8 protein-coding genes are annotated in these 18794 nt (G+C 61.7%); 7 read left to right on the forward strand and 1 reads right to left on the reverse strand.

Features of this window, described 5'->3' with window-relative positions; translation table 11 throughout:
* Nucleotides 1–192: 192 nt before the first annotated feature.
* The 6 genes from AC3WJW_RS29240 (at nucleotide 193) to AC3WJW_RS29265 (ending at nucleotide 7090) form a co-directional block, all read left to right on the forward strand.
* Nucleotides 193–1776 carry a glycosyltransferase gene (locus AC3WJW_RS29240; RefSeq protein ID WP_493728431.1) on the forward strand — a complete coding sequence of 528 codons (1584 nt, stop codon included), beginning with the start codon at nucleotides 193–195 and terminating at the stop codon, nucleotides 1774–1776.
* Entirely contained in the window at nucleotides 1770–3074 is a 1305-nt protein-coding gene (locus AC3WJW_RS29245; RefSeq protein ID WP_493728432.1) for a glycosyltransferase, read from the forward strand. Before AC3WJW_RS29240 ends, AC3WJW_RS29245 begins: the two co-directional genes overlap by 7 nt.
* The gene (locus AC3WJW_RS29250; protein WP_493728433.1) at nucleotides 3071–3937 is read left to right on the forward strand and encodes a class I SAM-dependent methyltransferase; all 867 of its coding nucleotides are present in this window, start codon (nucleotides 3071–3073) and stop codon (nucleotides 3935–3937) included. Before AC3WJW_RS29245 ends, AC3WJW_RS29250 begins: the two co-directional genes overlap by 4 nt.
* Nucleotides 3934–5091, forward strand: a complete 1158-nt coding sequence (locus AC3WJW_RS29255; protein ID WP_493728434.1) for an acyltransferase family protein — start codon at nucleotides 3934–3936, stop codon at nucleotides 5089–5091. The genes AC3WJW_RS29250 and AC3WJW_RS29255 overlap by 4 nt, the downstream gene beginning before the upstream one ends.
* Nucleotides 5085–5918, forward strand: coding sequence for a class I SAM-dependent methyltransferase (locus tag AC3WJW_RS29260; protein ID WP_493728435.1), 834 nt, complete (start codon nucleotides 5085–5087; stop codon nucleotides 5916–5918). Before AC3WJW_RS29255 ends, AC3WJW_RS29260 begins: the two co-directional genes overlap by 7 nt.
* Nucleotides 5919–6379: 461 nt before the next feature.
* A complete protein-coding gene (locus AC3WJW_RS29265) occupies nucleotides 6380–7090 on the forward strand; it encodes a response regulator (protein ID WP_493728438.1) in 711 nt (236 codons plus the stop codon).
* A gap of 46 nt (nucleotides 7091–7136) precedes the next feature.
* Here AC3WJW_RS29265 and AC3WJW_RS29270 read toward each other — a convergent pair whose 3' ends face one another.
* Complete coding sequence (locus AC3WJW_RS29270; protein WP_493728436.1) at nucleotides 7137–8645, reverse strand: sensor histidine kinase; 1509 nt, start codon at nucleotides 8643–8645, stop codon at nucleotides 7137–7139.
* A gap of 599 nt (nucleotides 8646–9244) precedes the next feature.
* On the opposite strand from AC3WJW_RS29270, the gene AC3WJW_RS29275 reads away from it, so the two are divergent.
* Nucleotides 9245–18794, forward strand: a 9550-nt coding sequence (locus tag AC3WJW_RS29275) for a peroxidase family protein (RefSeq protein WP_493728437.1), incomplete at its 3' end; no start/stop codon positions are given.

The raw sequence follows: 18794 nt of genomic DNA on the forward strand, positions 1-18794 counted from the left end.
GTTAGAATGCCCCTCGTCACTATTACCCGGGGTTCGGCAGCGTCGCTTCGAAACTGCGAGAAACTGACCACTAAAACAAGAACGAAGACGGGCAGGAAGACGATGGACGAGCGCCATTAAACACGGGCTCGAACCGTGTCCTCCCCGTCATAGCGTGAGGCTGCCGGGATGGCGGCGTCACCGTGGGATGCCATGAATTTCATTCTCTACTCCGACGTTAACGACAGCTCCATCAGCCAGAGTCTCGGCCGTCCCGAGTACAGTTACTACTTCGTGCTCAAGGCGTATCGACCGCTGTTCGAAAGCCTGGGACCGGTGCATGTCGTGTCATCGGCCGCCGAAGTCGATCCGCTGTATCGGCAGTTGCAGCAGGCCGGTCAGGACTGCCTGTTCATTTCCTTCGCGCCACCGCACAAGACCCCCACTGACCTGCAATGCCCGATGGTGTGCGTGGTCGCCTGGGAGTTCGACACCATTCCCGCCGAGCACTGGGACAACGATCCGCGACAGGACTGGAGCCGGACATTGGCACGCCTGGGGCGGGTGATCACCTTGTCCACCCATACTGCCGAGGCCATCCGCCGAACCCTGGGCGACGACTTCCCGGTGCTGGTGCTGCCGACGCCTTTGTGGGAACGCTTCGCCGACATTCGCCAGCAGTATCCAGGTACGCCGGTGAACGCCGGTGCCACGCTGCAGATCAAGGGTTGCATCCTGGACAGCCGCGCGATGGGGTTGTCCGCCGATGGCCTGATCGCACCGATCATCGAGCACCCCCCCGTGGAAGTCGTTGAGCCGGAGCCAGTACCGGAACCGCAACCGCAACCCGTGCCGCCGTTGACCCTGCGGCGACGCCTCTTCATCACCAGGCATTACGTGCTGCTGTGGTATTGCGAAGCCATTCGCGATCTGGTGCCGGATGCCGTTCGCCCATGGCTGGCCAGGCTTCGGAGACCTCAGTCGTTGCCGATCGAGCCCGTCGTCAGCGCAGCCTCCGTGCCGGATGAACCCGTCATCAGCGCAGCTTCCGTGCAGGACGAGCATCCACAAGCGGCCTTCCCCGACACCAGCCAAACGGTCGAGATCGTGGTCGATGGCGTCGTCTACGTGAGCGTGTTCAACCCAGATGACGGTCGCAAGAACTGGCACCACCTGATCACCGCGTTCTGCTGGGCGCTGCGTGATGTGGAGGACGCCACGCTCGTGTTGAAGATGACCCAGAACGACCTGTCGACCTATTACGTCGAGCTCATCACCTTGCTGTCCCAGCTCTCGCCCTTCGCCTGTCGCGTGGTGGTCATGCACGGTTATCTGCAGGACGAGCAGTTCGCCCGTCTCTATGGCGCGGCGAGTTACTACGTCAACGCTTCGCGCTGCGAAGGCCTGTGCCTGCCGCTGATGGAGTTCATGTCATGCGCCCGGCCGGCGATCGCCCCGAACCACACGGCGATGCGCGACTACATCGACGAACGTGTGGCCTTCGTCGTCAAGTCCTGCCAGGAACCGACGATCTGGCCGGAAGATGCGCGAATCCTGTATCGCACCCTGCGCCACCGTCCGGATTGGGGCTCGTTGAAAACGGCTTACGAGAACAGCTACGCCATGGCAAAAAACCGGCCGGACGCCTGGCAGGCCATGGCGGACGCGGCCAGTGAACGCATGCACGAATACTGCAGCTTCGCACCGGTGCAGCAGCGTCTGGCGCTGTTCTTCAAACAGGAATCCGTCCGTGATGTCGTGCCGGTGGTTGCCGAAACGGGGGCTGCATCGTGCTGATCATCATTCATTCGGAAACCAACAAGAGCAACATCCAGCAGAACCTGGGGCGACCCGAGTACAGCTATTACTTCGTCCTCAAGGAATTCCGCCCGGTGCTCGAACGGCTGGGGCAGGTGATCGAGGTCAGCAACCCCGACGAACTGGTCGATCGGCTGTATTTCGATTGCCGGAGCCGGGGCGAAGACTGCGTGTTCCTGGCCTTCTCCCCGCCGCATCGCACGCCGGTCCACTATGCGTGCCCGACGATTCCGGTGTTCGCCTGGGAGTTCAGCACCATTCCCACCGAGAGTTGGCAGGGCGAACCGCGGCATGACTGGCGAATGGTGTTGGGCGCCTGCGGGACGGCGATCACCCACTCCAGCTTTACCGTGAATGCCGTGCGCGATGTGATGGGCCCCGATTACCCGATCAGCGCCATCGCGGCCCCCGTCTGGGACCGTTTTGCCGCCCGCGGTGAGCTGCTGGACAAGCGTCCGGTCGTGGGCCCCACGCGCCTGAACCTGCGCGGGCTGTTGATCGACAGTCGCACGGCGGACTTGCGCCCCTATGGCCCCGAGCGTTTGCGCGAGGGCACGCCGATCGCCTTCGATCAACCACCGCGCGACTGCGAGCTGTTGCTCGAGGGCGTGGTCTACACCTCGGTGTTCAATCCGTACGACGGACGCAAGAACTGGAAGGACATGATCAGTGCGTTCTGCACTGCCTTCCGCGATACGCCCGACGCGACCCTGGTGCTCAAGCTCACGCACCATGACATCGCCAACGCACTGACCGACATGATGCACCACGTCTACAAGAATCAGTCCTATCAGTGCCGCATCGTGTTGATCCACGGCTATCTGGCCGACATCGACTACGAGCGCCTGGTCGAGGCCACCAGCTACGTCGTCAACTGCTCCTACGGCGAAGGACAGTGCCTGCCATTGATGGAGTTCATGTCCTGCGGAAAGCCGGCGATTGCGCCGCTGAACACCGCCATGGCCGACTACATCGACCGTGACAACGCGTTTATCGTCGACAGCACCGACGAACTGACATCCTGGCCCCACGATCCTCGCGCAGCCTATCGTACCCTGCGTTACGTCACGGATTGGGACTCGCTGTGTACGGCTTTTTCCGCCAGCCATGACGTCGCCAAACAGGACGTCGAGCGCTATCAACGGATGTCGGCCCATGCCGTGCGCAGCCTGCAGGGATTCTGCAGCCAGGCCGTTGCCGAGCAACGCCTGAAGGCGGTGTTCGAGCAGTTGCTGCAACGGCGTGAAGCAAACTGCGCACAAGCGTCGGGCACATGATCCGGCGTCTGCTTGCGAAGTTGCGGTCCGCGCCGGTGGTGGTCACCGCACCCGAAACACGGGTCTCGCCCAGGGACATCGGTTTGTACGATGCCCTGCTCGACGGCTGGTTTCTGGGTGACAGCGGCGAACTGCTCAAAGGGTTTGCCATCACCACCGACGACACCTTGCTGGATGTCGGCTGTGGCGAAGGGGTCGCGACCTTGTTTGCGGTGCGTCAAGGCGCTTCGGTGATCTTCACCGACAGCGAACACGACAAGGTCCGCGAGCTTGCCCGGCAAGTGCAGGCGCAGTCGGATAAAGCGAATCTCGGTCTGGTCAGCAATAGCCTGCCGCTGCCATTGGCCGATGGTTGCGCGAGCAAAGTCGTGTGCATGGAAGTGCTCGAGCATATCGACCAGCCGGAACCCTTCATGGCCGAGCTGGTGCGCATGGGCCGCCCCGGCGCGCAGTACCTGCTGAGCGTACCGTCGCCGGTGGGCGAGCATTTGCAGAAAGGCATCGCCCCGGCCAGCTACTTTCAATCGCCCAATCATGTGCAGATTTTCACCCCCGAGCGCTTCGCCGCGCTGGTGGAGGACGCGGGCCTGGTCATCGAACATCGCCAGGCCACCGGGTTTTTCTGGGTCATGGGCATGATTTTTTTCTGGGCCAGCGAACGGGCCGCCGGGCGCGATCTGGGTGGTGCGGTTCGCGACCGGATCCAGGCGCCGTACCCGCCGCTGATGGAGAGCTGGGCGAAAACCTGGCAGGACTTGCTGGCACAGCCCGACGGGTTGGCGATCAAGCAGATGCTGGACCGGTTCATGCCCAAGAGCCAGGTGATCATCGCTCGAAAACCTCATGTCCAGGAGGGCGCATGAGCAACGAAAAACGGATCATGGACATCGAGCTGTTGCGCGGCATCGCGGTGCTTGGCGTGCTGTTTCATCACCTGCAGGACAGTCTGTTCGCGGCGGCTGTGCCCTTGCTGCAGGCCATCACGCTGTACTGCCAGCCGTGGTGGGGCGTGGATCTGTTTTTCGCGATCTCGGGCTTTGTCATTGCCCGTAGCCTGATCCCGGCCATGCGCCGCTGCACAACGCCTCAGGAGTATTGGCAACAGACGCGCAATTTCTGGTTGCGCCGGGCCTTCCGATTGCTGCCGTCGGCCTGGTTGTGGCTGGCGCTGATGTTGCTGGCGTGTCTTTTTCTCAACCGCTCCGGCGCCTTCGGCACCCTGCACGCGAACATTCAGGCGACCCTGGCCGGCGTCGCGCAGTACGCCAATTTCCGCTTTGCCGACAGTTTCTATCGCTACGAGTACGGCACCAGTTTCGTGTACTGGAGCCTGTCGCTGGAAGAACAGTTCTATCTGCTGTTCCCGCTGATGATCGTGCTGTTTCGCAAGCACCTTGTGTGGCTTTTGCTGGCGCTGGTTGCGGTGCAGTTGTTCACCTTGCGCACGCCGATCCTGATGGTGGTGCGTACCGATGCGCTGGCCCTTGGCGTGCTGTTGGCGATGTGGAGTACGCAACCGTCGTACCTGCGCTGGGAGCCCACATTCCTGCGTCGTCCATGGGCGGGTGTCGCCGCACTGATCGCGGTGTCGCTGCTGCTCGGCTTCATGGCCACGGATCGTTTTACCTTCACCCAATACCGGATCGGTGTGATCGCGGTGCTGTGTGCAGTGCTGGTCTGGATCGCTTCCTACAACCGCGATTACCTGTTGCCGCGTGGCGTGTTCAAGCACCTGATGACGTGGGTCGGCAGCCGTTCCTACGGGATTTACCTGATCCATATCCCGGCCTACTTGCTGGTACGTGAATTCATTTTCCGTTTACAGGCGGCCGGGCTGCCCAGCCCGGCTGGCCATCCGATACTGATGTTGCTGATGGCTGGCGGCCTGATCGTGCTGCTGAGCGAACTCAACTATCGCTTCATTGAAATGCCCATGCGCAACCGTGGCGCCTCGCTGGTCAAACGCCTGGGCACCTCCCGAACAGCCGTCTCATCCTCTGGAGCTACCTCATGCTGAGCCTTTTGAAGAAACTCACGGCGGGCACGCCCGTGCCTGTGCAGCCAGAGATTGCGCCTGCACCACCCGTGGCGGAGAAGGTCGACCCCTACATGCTCGGCCTGCACGACGCCATGCTCAGCGGCTGGTTCAATCAGCAGACCGGCGAACTGTTCAGCGGTTTCCCGGTGACCCCCGAGGACACACTGCTGGATGTGGGCTGTGGCGACGGCGGCAACGTGCATTTCTGCGGGATGCGCGGGGCGAAGATCATCATCGCCGATATCGACGCGGCCAAGGTCGAAGCGACCCGCCAGCGCCTGAGCGATACACCGGCCCGTGACGTCGAATGCCACGTCACCGACTGCAACCCGCTGCCGATTGCCGATGCGACCGCCACGCGGGTGGTGTCGACCGAAGTCATAGAGCATGTGGACGATCCGGCCCAGTTCCTCGCGGAACTGGTGCGCGTCGGTAAACCGGGCGCGCTGTATCTGCTGAGCGTCCCGCACCCCAGTTCCGAAGACCTGCAGAAAGACATCGCGGCGGCCGAGTATTTCCAGAAGCCCAACCACATCCGCATCATCAGCGAAGAGCAATTCAAGGCCATGGTCAGCGATGCCGGCCTGGAAGTGATCAGCCACAGCCAGTACGGATTCTACTGGTCGATGTGGATGTTGCTGTTCTGGGAAGCCAAGGTCGACTTCAGCAACCCGGACCATCCATTGCTCAACCACTGGGCGGACACCTGGCAGGCGATCCTGGCCTCGCCACGGGGTGCACAGATCAAGCAGGCGCTGGATGCGGTGGTAGCCAAGAGCCAGGTAATCATTGCGCGTAAACCCTGATTAGCCAACTGTGGGAGTGACGGTCTGCAACAGGCCGTCCGGCAGCACCATGGGTGCCGTCCCGTAGCATCGGATCAAGCCGGATCAGCAAAGTCCGCCAGGCTGCGAGGGCAAGCAGCCCCTGGCAAAAGCGGCCGGTGCAACAGGGCCGCCACTCTCTCCATAAATGGGGCATTACACCCAACCAACCGGGCGGTTACCACCAAAGTTGAGGAATATTCCCCCCTCACGCTTTCTCTCGCTTTGAAACATTCAGAAACATCCTGTTCATTAATCTGAGCTTTTTCTTCACCCCACGGCAATGGCTCATATGTTGCACCACCCCCTGGCACCCGCAACAGCTGTCGCCCCGGACATCATGGAGACGGCACGACTTGCCGGGTTCGGCCGGACGCGAGGGGTGAAAAATGAAACGTGCGACACCACCATTCAACTCCATCGCCTCTCATGAGGCGCTACTTATGAGTCCCATGATCAAGATTGGCATTGTTGACGATCACCCGCTGTTAAGGGATGGGGTCACAATGGCGCTGAAGAAAATAGCTGACTTTCAGGTGGTCGAGCAGGGCGGATCTGCCGATGATGCCATGGAAATTGCCGCTCGTTTTGCTCCGGATGTGTTGCTGATGGATGTCAATATGCCGGGCGACAGCTTTGCCGCCGTGCGAGCGATCTCGGCGTCTTCGCCGGCCGTTAAAATATTGATGCTGACGGTATCCGAGTCCATCGAGGACGCCTGTTCCGCCCTCGAAGCGGGCGCGCAGGGCTATGCGTTGAAAGGCATCAGCGGTCTTGAGCTTGTGCAAGCCATCAGAAATGTTGCCGGGGGTGAAACCTTCATTACCCCTAAACTTGCCGGCAGGCTGTTAAGCAATATCAGAAAGCACGCGGGTGACAAGCAGAAGGTCGAGCTGACCCATCGCGAAGAACAGGTTATCCGGGAAGTATCGAAGGGCCTGACCAACCGCGAGGTGGCTATCAAGCTTGAGCTGTGCGAGAAGACCATCAAGCACTACATGACGAATGTCATGTACAAGCTACGCGTTCGTAACCGGACGCAGGCGGTGGCTGCAGTGATACGGCATTGGGAGAGTGACCATATATCCAGCCTGTGTGGTGCTCTTCAACGCCGCGACTGGAATGACAACAGGAAGCCGAATAACGAGCCATAAGCGCTTGCGGTGACTTGGGCGCAACGATCATTCTGGTCTGAGGGGATCAGATTTTGAACTGTGCCCTGGCTTTGGTTCCGGCATGGGGAGCCGATTCAATGATGAATACGCCGCCGAGGGATTCGACGCGATAGCGCATGCCGACAAGGCCCAGATGCGTTCTTCCTCGACCTGGCACACTCGGTTTCTCGGCTGAAATACCCACTCCCGCATCCTCGACTTGCACTTCCAGCAGCCCTTCAGAGTACGAGGCACTGAGTTTTTGGCCTTTTCCTCCGGCGTGAATATAGGCGTTGTTCAACGCTTCCTGGGCGAAGCGGTAAATACCAATTTTAAGCGCTATCGGTACATCGTCCGCAAGCGTATCAAGCTGCAGATCGACTCGCGTCTCGGTTCGCTCTTCGTGCCGCTCGGCCAGCAATACCAGGGCATCGTGCAGGCTCAGATCATTGACTTCGGGCAATGCCAGGCCGAGTGATATTTCCCGCACTTCGTTTAAAGCATCCTGGCCGGCACGCCTGATCATTTCCAGGGCTTCTACATCCGAGACGCCTTCCGAGCCTTCGAGCTCTTCAAGGCGAAGGAGAATAAGTGCCAACAGCTGGGCAGGACCATCATGCAGATCTGCTCCGATCCGCCGCAGAGTGAGTTCATTGATTCGGGAGAACTCGCGATTGGCTGTAGTGACTTTGCGCTGGAGGGCGGCATTGTTTGAGTGCAATCTGGCTTGCTCATCCATTCGCCATTTAAGTGCTGTTTCATGCTGCTTTATTATCTTGTCGCCACGCCGAACGATAAAAAACAACAGTAAAATCATGGCTGTCGTTGCTGTTCCAACAATCGCCCAGACTTTCTTGCGAACGTTATTGATTTCGCGCTGTAACGCCTCCGCAGTTTCGTAGAACTCACCCACCGCAATAATCTTTCCAGTACCCGCTTCGCGCAGTGGAGCAAATATTTCATAGAGTGGAATATTCAGGCTTCGCTCAAAGGCATCCTCAATATCATCCACCGTAAAACCTTCAAGATCATTGTCGAACTCTGTATGGATCTTGCCGGTCAGCGCCTGTGAGATCTCTTCTGTCGGAAAGGTTTTTTTAACCGTGGATTTGTCGGTGCTGTAGACAATCGTGCCGTCTGGCAGCCAGATCTTCACCGAGACAACATGTGTACTGAGCGAGGTGCTGGACAGCAGGTGGTCAATGGTCTGAATAGTTTCATCGGGGAGTTCTTTTGCAGTGGTTAGTCCCTGGGCAAATGGTTCGAGAAAGTTCTGCATATAACGCGCGCCCGTCTCAGCCGCGGTTTGAACCGTTGCATCTTCGATGCTGTGGCTGACGAGGTTGCCAACGAACGTCATGGTCAAGCCCAGGATGATTGTGGCGCAGATCACGAACTGGGTTGAGCGGCTTAAATGGCGCAATTTCGCCCGGGTTCCCGGCCTCCCGGGCCCTGCGCCATGGGACTTTTGGCCAGTGTCCGATTCGACCAAGGTCTGATCCGATTCGTTGACCAAGGTCCCGGAATTTGGCTGGGCTTTCGTCTCTGTACACATCCGGGTAGCCCCTCAATACTCATTTTCAATGGAGTGTAAAAGTGGTGTTTGAGGTTGAGGGCGGGAGGCGCGATGAGTATTTTAAAAAGATTCTCAAACAGTCTGGGTAATCGCTACTTCCGGCAACAACAGCCGGGGGTTATTACCCATAGTGCTCCACTCAATCAGAACCAAACCCATGATTTGAATGATTTCCTGACTCCTCCACCAGGCGTGAGCAGCCACTCTCCAATACATACTAGTCAATTGATAGTCGATGCCAGTTTTCTCATGGATAAAAGGCTTGTTGACGTAGCCGCAGAGCCCCGATACGTGACGGGGCCATTCGCAAGTCACACCTTCTATTCAACCTGCGTTCATGGGCCATCGCCTCCTTGAGGCGCAATACCCGCCTGTAGATACGGTTGTCACGGGGAATCAATCCTCAATCGAGCACTGCTGATTGCACGCAATTCGGCAAGGGTTCGGTGCGGCCGTGGGACCAGGTTCCGTCGTGCAATTTTCAATTTTCCGTTTATGGGGTTCAGCACTAAACCACGCGTTTACAGCGGTGTTTTATGCGTGTGGTTTCCTGATTGCCAAGCATCGAGGAAACAGCCATGGCCAGCTTCATCAAGTCCGATCTCGAGTTCATTCTCGAACAAATCTTCATCTCCGAACGGCATGCAGCAGGCGAGAGTCTGATTGACATGCTGCCAAACGTAGAAGTCCCCTTCGGCCTGCGCACCGTCTCCGGCATCTACAACAACCTGGCCAATCCCCAGTTCGGTGCTGCCGACAACTTCTTCCCGCGTATGACGACGCCGGTGTTCAATACCGCGCAGGTCCAGCCGGTCGGCTTCTTCGGGCCCGCCGACCCTGGCGGAACCACGCCGACCTCCTACCTGCAGACCAGCGGTGCCGTCTTCGACTCGCAGCCGCGCACCATCAGCAACCTGATCGTGGACCAGACCGCCAACAACCCGGCGGCGGTCGCGGCCGCCGCGACCAATCCGGATTCACAGGTCGTCACCAGCCCCGGCCTGGATGGCCTGTTTGGCACCGCCGACGACGTTTCCGTCTTCCAGATCCCCAACATTACGCCGGACGCGGGCCTGACCGTGCCGTTCAACCAGTGGATGACGTTCTTTGGCCAGTTCTTCGACCATGGCCTTGACCTGGTGACCAAGGGCGGCAGCGGCACCGTCTTCATTCCGTTGCAGCCCGACGATCCGCTCTTCGTGCCGGGCAGCCCGACCAACTTCATGGTGCTGACGCGCGCCACCAATCTGCCCGGTCCCGACGGCATCCTGGGCACCGCCGATGACATCCACGAGCAGAGCAACACCACCTCGCCGTTTGTCGACCAGAACCAGACCTACAGCTCGCATCCCTCGCACCAGGTGTTCCTGCGCGCCTATGAGCTCAACGCCGCCGGCGATCCGGTCGCCACCGGCAAGCTGATCACCAATCGTGACCTGGGCGTCGATGGGCATTTCGGCACTGCCGATGACGTCGAAATCGGCGGCATGGCCACCTGGGCCGTCGTCAAGGCCCAGGCCCGTGATCTGCTCGGCATCAACTTGACCGATGCGGACGTGTTCGACGTACCGCTGCTGGCGACCGATGCCTACGGCAACTTCATCAAGGGGCCCAACGGTCTCCCCCAAGTCGTGATGAAGGGCCTGGACGGCATCGCCGGCACCGCCGATGACGTGCTCGTCGAGGGTAACCGGGCCGCGCCGATCAGCCTGACGAACGCCGTTCGCACCGGCCACCAGTTCCTCATCGACATCGCCCACAGCGCCGACCCCACCGGCGGCCTGACGGCTGACGCGGACACCGTCATTGGTGGCCCGCAAGCACCCGGCACCTACGACAACGAGTTGCTCGACAAGCACTACATCGCCGGTGATGGCCGCGTTAACGAGAACATCGGCCTGACCACGGTGCATGAGATCTTCCACAGCGAGCACAACCGGCTGATTGACCAGACCAAGGAGACAGTGCTGGCCTCCGCCGACCTCGACTTCCTGAACAAGTGGTTGCTGCCCGACGCCCAACTGACAGCGCTGCCCGTGACGCCGGCCGACATCGCGGGCCTGCACTGGAACGGCGAGCGGTTGTTCCAGGCCGCCAAGTTCGGCACCGAAATGCAGTACCAGCACCTGGTGTTCGAAGAGTTCGCGCGCACCATCCAGCCGCAAGTGGACGTGTTCCTGGCCCCCATGGGCAACGACACCACGGTCAATCCGGCGATCGTCGCCGAGTTCGCGCACACGGTCTTTCGCTTCGGCCATTCGATGCTGCTGGAGACGGTCGATCGTTTCGACCCCAACTTCAACGTCGTCGGCGATGGCAATCCGGTTGACCCGGGCAATCAACAGACCGGCCTGATCGCGGCCTTCCTCAACCCTCTTGCGTTTGCTGCAAGCGGCCCCACGCCGGAGCAGGCGGCTGGCGCCATCGTGCGCGGTGTCACACGGCAGGTCGGCAACGAGATCGACGAGTTTGTCACTGACGCTCTGCGCAACAATCTGGTCGGCCTGCCGCTCGACCTTGCCGCGCTCAACCTGGCGCGTGGCCGCGAAACCGGCATCCCGTCGCTGAACGCGGCGCGGCGCGAGTTCTACCACATGACCGGCGACAGCCAGTTGACCCCCTACACGAGCTGGGCCGATTTCGTGCAGCACATGAAGCACCCGGAATCGCTGATCAACTTCATCGCCGCCTACGGCACACACTCAACCATCACTGGCGCCACGACGCTGGCAGACAAGCGCGCCGCGGCGGCGGACCTCGTGCTCGGCAGCGCCACGGCCCCGGCAGACCGCCTGGATTTCCTGAACAGTACCGGTGCCTGGGCCAGCAACGCCGGTGCGGACGGCATTCTGCACACCGCAGACGACGTGACCACCACCGGCCTGGACTCCATCGACTTCTGGATCGGCGGCCTGGCCGAGGAGAAAATGCCCTTTGGCGGCCTGCTGGGTTCGAGCTTCAACTTCGTCTTCGAAACCCAGTTGGAGAACCTGCAGAATGGCGACCGCCTGTACTATCTGGCCCGCACCGCAGGCCTCAACTTCGGCACTGAACTCGAGAACAATTCGTTCGCTAATCTGGTGATGCTCAACAGCGACGCCACACACCTGGCGGCCAACATATTCCAGACACCGGCCTTCACCCTGGAGGTCGACCAGACGCAGCAGTTCAACCCGAGTGTGGTGGCCGGTCCGGACGGCATCGTCGGCACGGTCGACGATCTGCCCGCCAACGCCGACCCCTTTGGCCCGTCGGACCACCCGATCGGCTCACCACGGATTGACCATTTCACGACGCTGGTGATCCGCGACAACCCCGATACAGTGGGCCCGGATACCAATTACCTGCACTACACCGGCGGCGACACGGTCGTGCTGGGCGGCACGGCCGGCAACGACATTCTCATTGCCGGTGACTCGGACGACGACACCGTCTATGGCGACGCCGGCAACGACCGGATCGACGGCGGCTACGGCAACGACAACCTCTTTGGCGGCGCCGGTGACGACATCATCACCGACATCGGCGGTGACGACGTCATTCGTGGCGAGGACGGCAACGACGTCATCCAGGCCGGCAACTCGACCCTCGCCGGCAACAATCTGGTGTTCGGCGGCGCGGGCAAAGACTTCATCATCACCACCGAAGACATCACGATGACCTTCGCCGGTGCGGGCGACGACTTCATCCTCGGCGCCAAGGTCAACCTGGCGCCGACCGGCAATGAAGGTGATGACTGGATCGAGGGCGGCACCCAGGACGGTGCGCCCGGCGATAACATGAGCCCGACTCTTACCGACGACGTGCCCGGCAACGACATCTTCATCGGCACCGGCGGATTCGATGAAATGATCGGTGAAGGCGGCGACGACACCTTTGTCGCCAGCGATGCCCAGGACAAGATGGACGGCATGTCCGGGTTCGACTGGACCACCTACAAGAATGACAAGTACGGCGTGACCGTCGACATGGTCGTTCCCTTCTTCAGCCCCTATCACGCGGTGCCCAATGCGGCGGGCGATATCGTGGGTGCGGTGGGGCAATCGCCCGATGCGGTCTATGACCGGTTCGCGGAAGTGGAGGGCCTGTCGGGGTCGGCCTTCTCAGACTTCCTGCGCGGCGATGAACAAAACGCCGCCATCATCGCCAACATCACGGCCAGGGGCAGCATCCTCACCAACTTCGACCTCGTCAGCGGCCTGCGGGACTTTGTCGGCAGCGCCGGTTTCGGCGCCGACGGTGTAGGGGGCACGGCCGACGATCAGTTCGGTGCGGGCAACATCATCCTCGGCGGCGATGGCAGCGACATCATCGAAGGCCGTGGCGGCAGCGACCTCATCGACGGCGACAAGTGGCTCAACGTGCGCATCAGCGTGCATCAGAATCTGGATGGCACCGGGCCGGAGATCGCCAGCTTCGACAGCATGACGCCGATGATCCCGCTGATGTTGAACGGCACCTACAATCCAGGCCAACTCGTCGCCGTGCGTGAGATCCTGCCGGGCGTGGGCGGTTTCGACACCGTCAACTTCATGGGCCCGCTGGCGAACTACACCGTCACCGTCAACGATAACGCCACGCCGCTCGATTTTGCCGACGACATCGTCACCGTAACCGACAATGTCGGCAAGGAAGAAACCGACCGTCTCACCCACATCGAACGGCTGCAGTTCTCCGATCAGGCCATGGTCCTCGTGCCCGGGCTCAACGCTGAGCCGGTGGGCGCGCTGACCGTGGACAACACCGCGCCGACCGTTGGCCAGACGCTGACCGTGTCGGCGGCAGGTATCTCCGATGGCGACAACGCCGGTGGGGCGATCCACAATTCCATCAGTTACATATGGCAGTTTGAAGCGACACCGGGTTCGGGCGTGTTCGAGGACATCATCCTCGGTCCAGGCCGCATCGGTATCGGATTTACCAGAGCGGACGCGCCCACGCTCACGGTGACGTCGGATCTTGCCGGCCTGGCCGTGCGCGTCAAAGGCATTTATGCGGACGATCATGGCGTGACCGAGCAGGTATTCTCGGCACCGACTACGGCAGTAGTGGCCGCGGCGCCAACCCCCGCACCGGCGCCTTCGCTGATCGATCCGCAGACCAGTGCCCCCAGCAACGGTGTGCGTTACACGCAATCCGACCTGGCCTTCATCCTTGACCAGATCAAGATAGCCGAACACCACGCGGCCGGTGAGAACCTGGTTTCTTTGCTGCCGAACATACGCGTGCCCTACGGTTTGCGCACGGTCGAAGGGACGGAAAACAACCTGCTCCATCCCGAGTACGGTGCCGCCGATAACGTATTCCCGCGCCTGACCACGCCGGACTTCCGCCCCGCCGACGCCGGTACGAGTTACACCCAGACCAGCGGCCTGGTGATCGACTCGCAACCGCGCACCATCAGCAACCTGATCGTCGACCAGACCGCCAACAACCCGGCGGCGGTCGCGGCTACCTTCGATCCCGGCCTGGATGGCATCCTCGGCACGGCTGACGATGTCCTCAAGGCCGGTGCGCAGGTGGTGACCGGAACCCGCACCGACGGCAGCACGTTCCAGACCTTCTTCGACCCGAACGCGAGCCCCGACGCGGGCCTGACCGCGCCCTTCAACCAATGGATGACCTTCTTCGGCCAGTTCTTCGACCATGGCCTTGACCTCGTCACCAAGGGCGGTTCGGGCACCGTGTTCATTCCGCTGCAACCGGATGACCCGCTGTTCGTGCCCGGCAGCCCGACCAACTTCATGGTGCTGACGCGCGCCACCAATCAGCCCGGCCCCGATGGCATCCTGGGCACGGCCGACGACATCCACGAGAACACCAACACCACCTCGCCGTTTGTCGACCAGAACCAGACCTATAGCTCGCATCCTTCGCACCAGGTGTTCCTGCGTGCCTATGAGCTCAACGCAGCGGGCGATCCGGTGGCCACCGGCAAGTTGATCACCAATCGTGATCTGGGCGCCGATGGGCATTTCGGCACCGCTGATGACGTCGAGATCGGCGGCATGGCCACCTGGAAAGTGGTCAAGGCGCAAGCCCATGATCTGCTCGGGATCAATCTCACCGATGCCGATTTCGACAACGTGCCGCTGCTGGCGACCGACGCCTACGGCAATTTCATCAAGGGTCCGAACGGCTTTCCGCAGGTGGTGATGAAGGGCGTGGACGGCATTGCCGGCACGGCCGACGATGTGCTCGTTGAAGGCAATCCGGCGGCGCCCATCAGCCTGGCCAACGCCGCGCGCACTGGCCATGCCTTCCTCAACGACATTGCGCACACCGCCGTTCCGGTGGACGACCAGACCGGCGCGGCGCTCCTGCCCGATGCCGACAATGTCATTGGCGGTACGCCTGCGCCGGGCTTCTACGACAACGAACTGCTGGACGCGCACTACATCGCCGGCGACGGCCGGGTCAACGAGAACATCGGCCTGACCACCGTCCACTCCATCTTCCACCATGAGCACAACCGCCTGGTCGATCACACCAAGGAGGTGGTCCTGGCAACAGCGGCAAGCGGCGATGTGTCGTTCCTCAACGAGTGGCTGCTGACGCCCGTCACTGCCGTTCCCGCCGACACCTCGACCCTGGACTGGAACGGCGAGCGCCTGTTCCAGACGGCGAAGTTCGGTACCGAGATGCAGTACCAGCACCTGGTGTTCGAGGAGTTCGCGCGGACCATCCAGCCGATGGTCGATCCCTTCTTCGCCCCGGGCCAGGTGTACGACACCGCGATTGATCCGAGCATCGTTGCCGAGTTCGCACACACCGTCTATCGCTTCGGCCACTCGATGCTGCTGGAACAGGTCGACCGGCTCGATCCGAACTTTGCCTCGAGCGATATCGGGCTGATCCAGGCCTTCCTCAACCCGCTCGAGTTCGCGGGTAGCGGCGCCACCCCGGAAGAGGCGGCCGGTGCCATCGTGCGCGGCGTGACCCGCCAGGTGGGCAACGAGATCGATGAGTTCGTCACCGAAGCCCTGCGCAACAACCTGCTGGGCCTGCCGCTCGATCTGCCCGCCATCAACCTGGCGCGCGGCCGCGATACCGGCATTCCGTCCCTGAACGCGGCGCGGCGGGAGTTCTATTTGCCCACCGGTGACGCAGAGCTCAAGCCCTACACCAGCTGGGCCGATTTCGTGCAGCACATGAAGCACCCGGAATCGCTGATCAACTTCATCGCCGCCTACGGCACGCACTCGACCATCACCGGCGCTACCACGCTGGCGGACAAACGCGCAGCAGCTGCGGACCTGGTGTTCGGCGGCGCGACCGCACCGGCCGACCGTGTCGACTTCCTGAACAGCACGGGTGCCTGGGCCAGCAACGCTGGTGCGGACGGCGTGTTGCACACGGCAGACGATGTGACCATCACCGGCCTGGATGCCGTCGACTTCTGGGTTGGCGGGCTGGCCGAGGAGAAGATGCCCTTTGGCGGCATGCTCGGCTCGACCTTCAACTTCGTCTTCGAGAACCAGATGGAGAAACTCCAGGACGGTGACCGCTTCTACTATCTGGAGCGCACCGCCTCGATGGACTTTGGCGCCGAGCTTGAGAACAACACGTTCGCCTCGCTGGTGATGGCCAATACCGATGCCACACACCTATCGGCCAGGGTTTTCCTGACGCCGGCCTACATTCTGGAGGTCAACCAGGCGAACCAGTACAACCCCAGTGTGATTGCCGGACTCGACGGCATTGTCGGCACAGCCGACGATCTGCCGGCCAGTGCCGATCCCTTTGGTCCGTCGGACCACCCGATTGGCTCACCGCGCACTGACTTCCTCACGCCGCTGGTGATCCGCGACAATCCCGCCACGACGGGTCCGGATACCAACTATCTGCACTACACCGGTGCCGATACGGTCGTGCTGGGCGGTACGGCCGGCAACGACATCCTCATTGCCGGCGACTCGGACGACGACACGGTCTACGGCGATGCCGGTAACGACCGGATCGATGGCGGCTACGGCAACGACCAACTCTTTGGCGGTACCGGTGACGACATCATCACCGACGTGGGTGGCGACGACGTCATCCACGGCGAGGACGGCAACGACGTGATCCAGGGCGGCAACGGCCTCAACCTGATCCTCGGCCAGGCCGGCCAGGACTTCATCGTCACCGGCGAGGACGCGGCCGACACCAGCGGCGGCCTGGGCAACGACTTCATCCTCGGCAGCAAGGCGAACGAATTCGCGCGCGGTGGCGAAGGCGATGACTGGATCCAGGGCGGATCCGCCGATGGCGTTGCCGGTGACAACTTCGACCCCTTCGGCAACGATCCGATCAATGGCAACGATGTCTTCCTGGGCGATGGCGGACCGGACAACTTCGACGGAGAGGGCGGTGATGACATCATGGTCGGCAGCCCCAGCGAGGCGGACCGTTTCATCGGGTTCTCCGGGTACGACTGGGCGACCTACAAGGACGATCCGAGCGGCGTGACCATGGACCTCAACTCCAGGCTGCGCTTCTTCGATCAACCGGCGGTGCCTGGTTCCAACGCGTCGATCCTTGCCCGGCTGGACCTGGTGGAAGGGCTGTCGGGATCGGCCCATGCCGACTTCCTCAGCGGCGATGACTCCACTGCCGACTTGCTCGCCGTCGCTGGCGCCAAGGGCAGCGTGCTCACCAACTTCGACCTCATCAGCGGTCTGCGGGACCTGGTCGGCAGCGCCGGCAACGGCGCCGATGGCATTGCCGGCACGGCCGACGACAAGTTCGACGGAGGCAACATCGTCCTGGGTGGCGCCGGCAGCGACATCATCCAGGGTCGCGGCGGCGACGACCTGATTGACGGCGACAAGTGGCTCAACGTGCGCATCAGCGTGCGGCAGAACATCGATGGCACCGGTCCGCAAATCGCTACCTTCGACAGCATGACGCCCCTGGTCCCGCTCATGTTGAACGGCACCTATAACCCCGGCCAGCTGCAGATCGTGCGCGAAATCCTGACGGCGACCGGTCCCGACTTCGACACGGCGCTGTTCTCCGGCAATCTGGTGGATTACACCGTGGTCGAAAACGCCAACGGCACCTTTACGGTCACCGACAGTGTCGCCGGCAGGGACGGGACCGACACCCTCAGCCATATCGAGCGGTTGCAGTTCTCCGATCAGTCGCTCGTGCTCGGCGGTTTGAACGCGGCGCCAGTCGGCTCGCTGAGGATCGACGATCCTACGCCCGCCGTTGGCCAGCGGCTGACGGTATCGGCGGCAGACATCACCGATGCCAACAATACCGCGACCGGCGGCGCGATCACCGGGCCCATCAGTTTCTTCTGGCAGTTCGAAGCGCGTCCGGGCTCGGGTGTCTTCGAAGACATCACCTTCTTTGCCGCCGGCGAGGTCGCGCGCGCGGAGGGCACGACCGTCACGGTGGGCTCGGAACTCAGGGTCCCACCACCGGCGACTCTCATTGGCGCCGTACCGGCTGTGCCAGAACTCGTCGTGGCAGCCGGGCTGGCACTGCGCGTCAGGGCGGTCTACCAGGATGCCAATGGCGTGCTGGAGGAGGTGTTCTCGGCGCCGACTGCACCGATCACGCCGGCCGGTACTGGCACCGTCAATGTCCTGCCGGTTGGAACGGTGCTGATCAGCGATACGACCCCGACGCCAGGCTCGGCCTTGACCGCCACAGATGCGTTCACCGACGCCAACGGGATCACGACCTCGGTGATTACCCATCAGTGGCAGGTGGGGAGCGGTGCGATCTTTACCGACATCGCCGGCGCGACGGGCACGACCTTCACGCCCGACCCGACGCAGTCCGGTCAGCAACTGCGTGTCGTCGCGAATTACACCGATGACCTCGGAACACTTGAGCGAGTTACCTCTGCCGCAACGACAGTGGTCGGTGATTTGTTTGTCGGTACTGCCGGTGGTGACCTATGGACCGGCACGGCAGGCGACGACGTGGCCAGCGGAGGTGATGGCAACGACTTCCTGAACGCCTTGGGCGGCAACGACATCCTCAATGGTGACGCGGGCAATGACATTCTCATCGGCGGTAGTGGTGCCGACACGATGGCCGGCGGAGTCGGCATCGATATCTACGAAGTCACCGACCTGGGGGACGTAGTGATCGAGCTCGCCGGTGCCGGCAACGACTCGGTCTGGACCT

The organism is Pseudomonas sp. GW821-FHT07G06, assembly GCF_058986625.1.

Excerpts from the sequence above, each read along its gene's own strand:
- AC3WJW_RS29270 (WP_493728436.1), bottom strand. The coding sequence starts at position 8,645 with ATGTGTACAGAGACGAAAGCCCAGCCAAATTCCGGGACCTTGGTCAAC.
- AC3WJW_RS29240 (WP_493728431.1), top strand. The coding sequence starts at position 193 with ATGAATTTCATTCTCTACTCCGACGTTAACGACAGCTCCATCAGCCAG.
- AC3WJW_RS29255 (WP_493728434.1), top strand. The coding sequence starts at position 3,934 with ATGAGCAACGAAAAACGGATCATGGACATCGAGCTGTTGCGCGGCATC.
- AC3WJW_RS29260 (WP_493728435.1), top strand. The coding sequence starts at position 5,085 with ATGCTGAGCCTTTTGAAGAAACTCACGGCGGGCACGCCCGTGCCTGTG.
- AC3WJW_RS29265 (WP_493728438.1), top strand. The coding sequence starts at position 6,380 with ATGAGTCCCATGATCAAGATTGGCATTGTTGACGATCACCCGCTGTTA.
- AC3WJW_RS29250 (WP_493728433.1), top strand. The coding sequence starts at position 3,071 with ATGATCCGGCGTCTGCTTGCGAAGTTGCGGTCCGCGCCGGTGGTGGTC.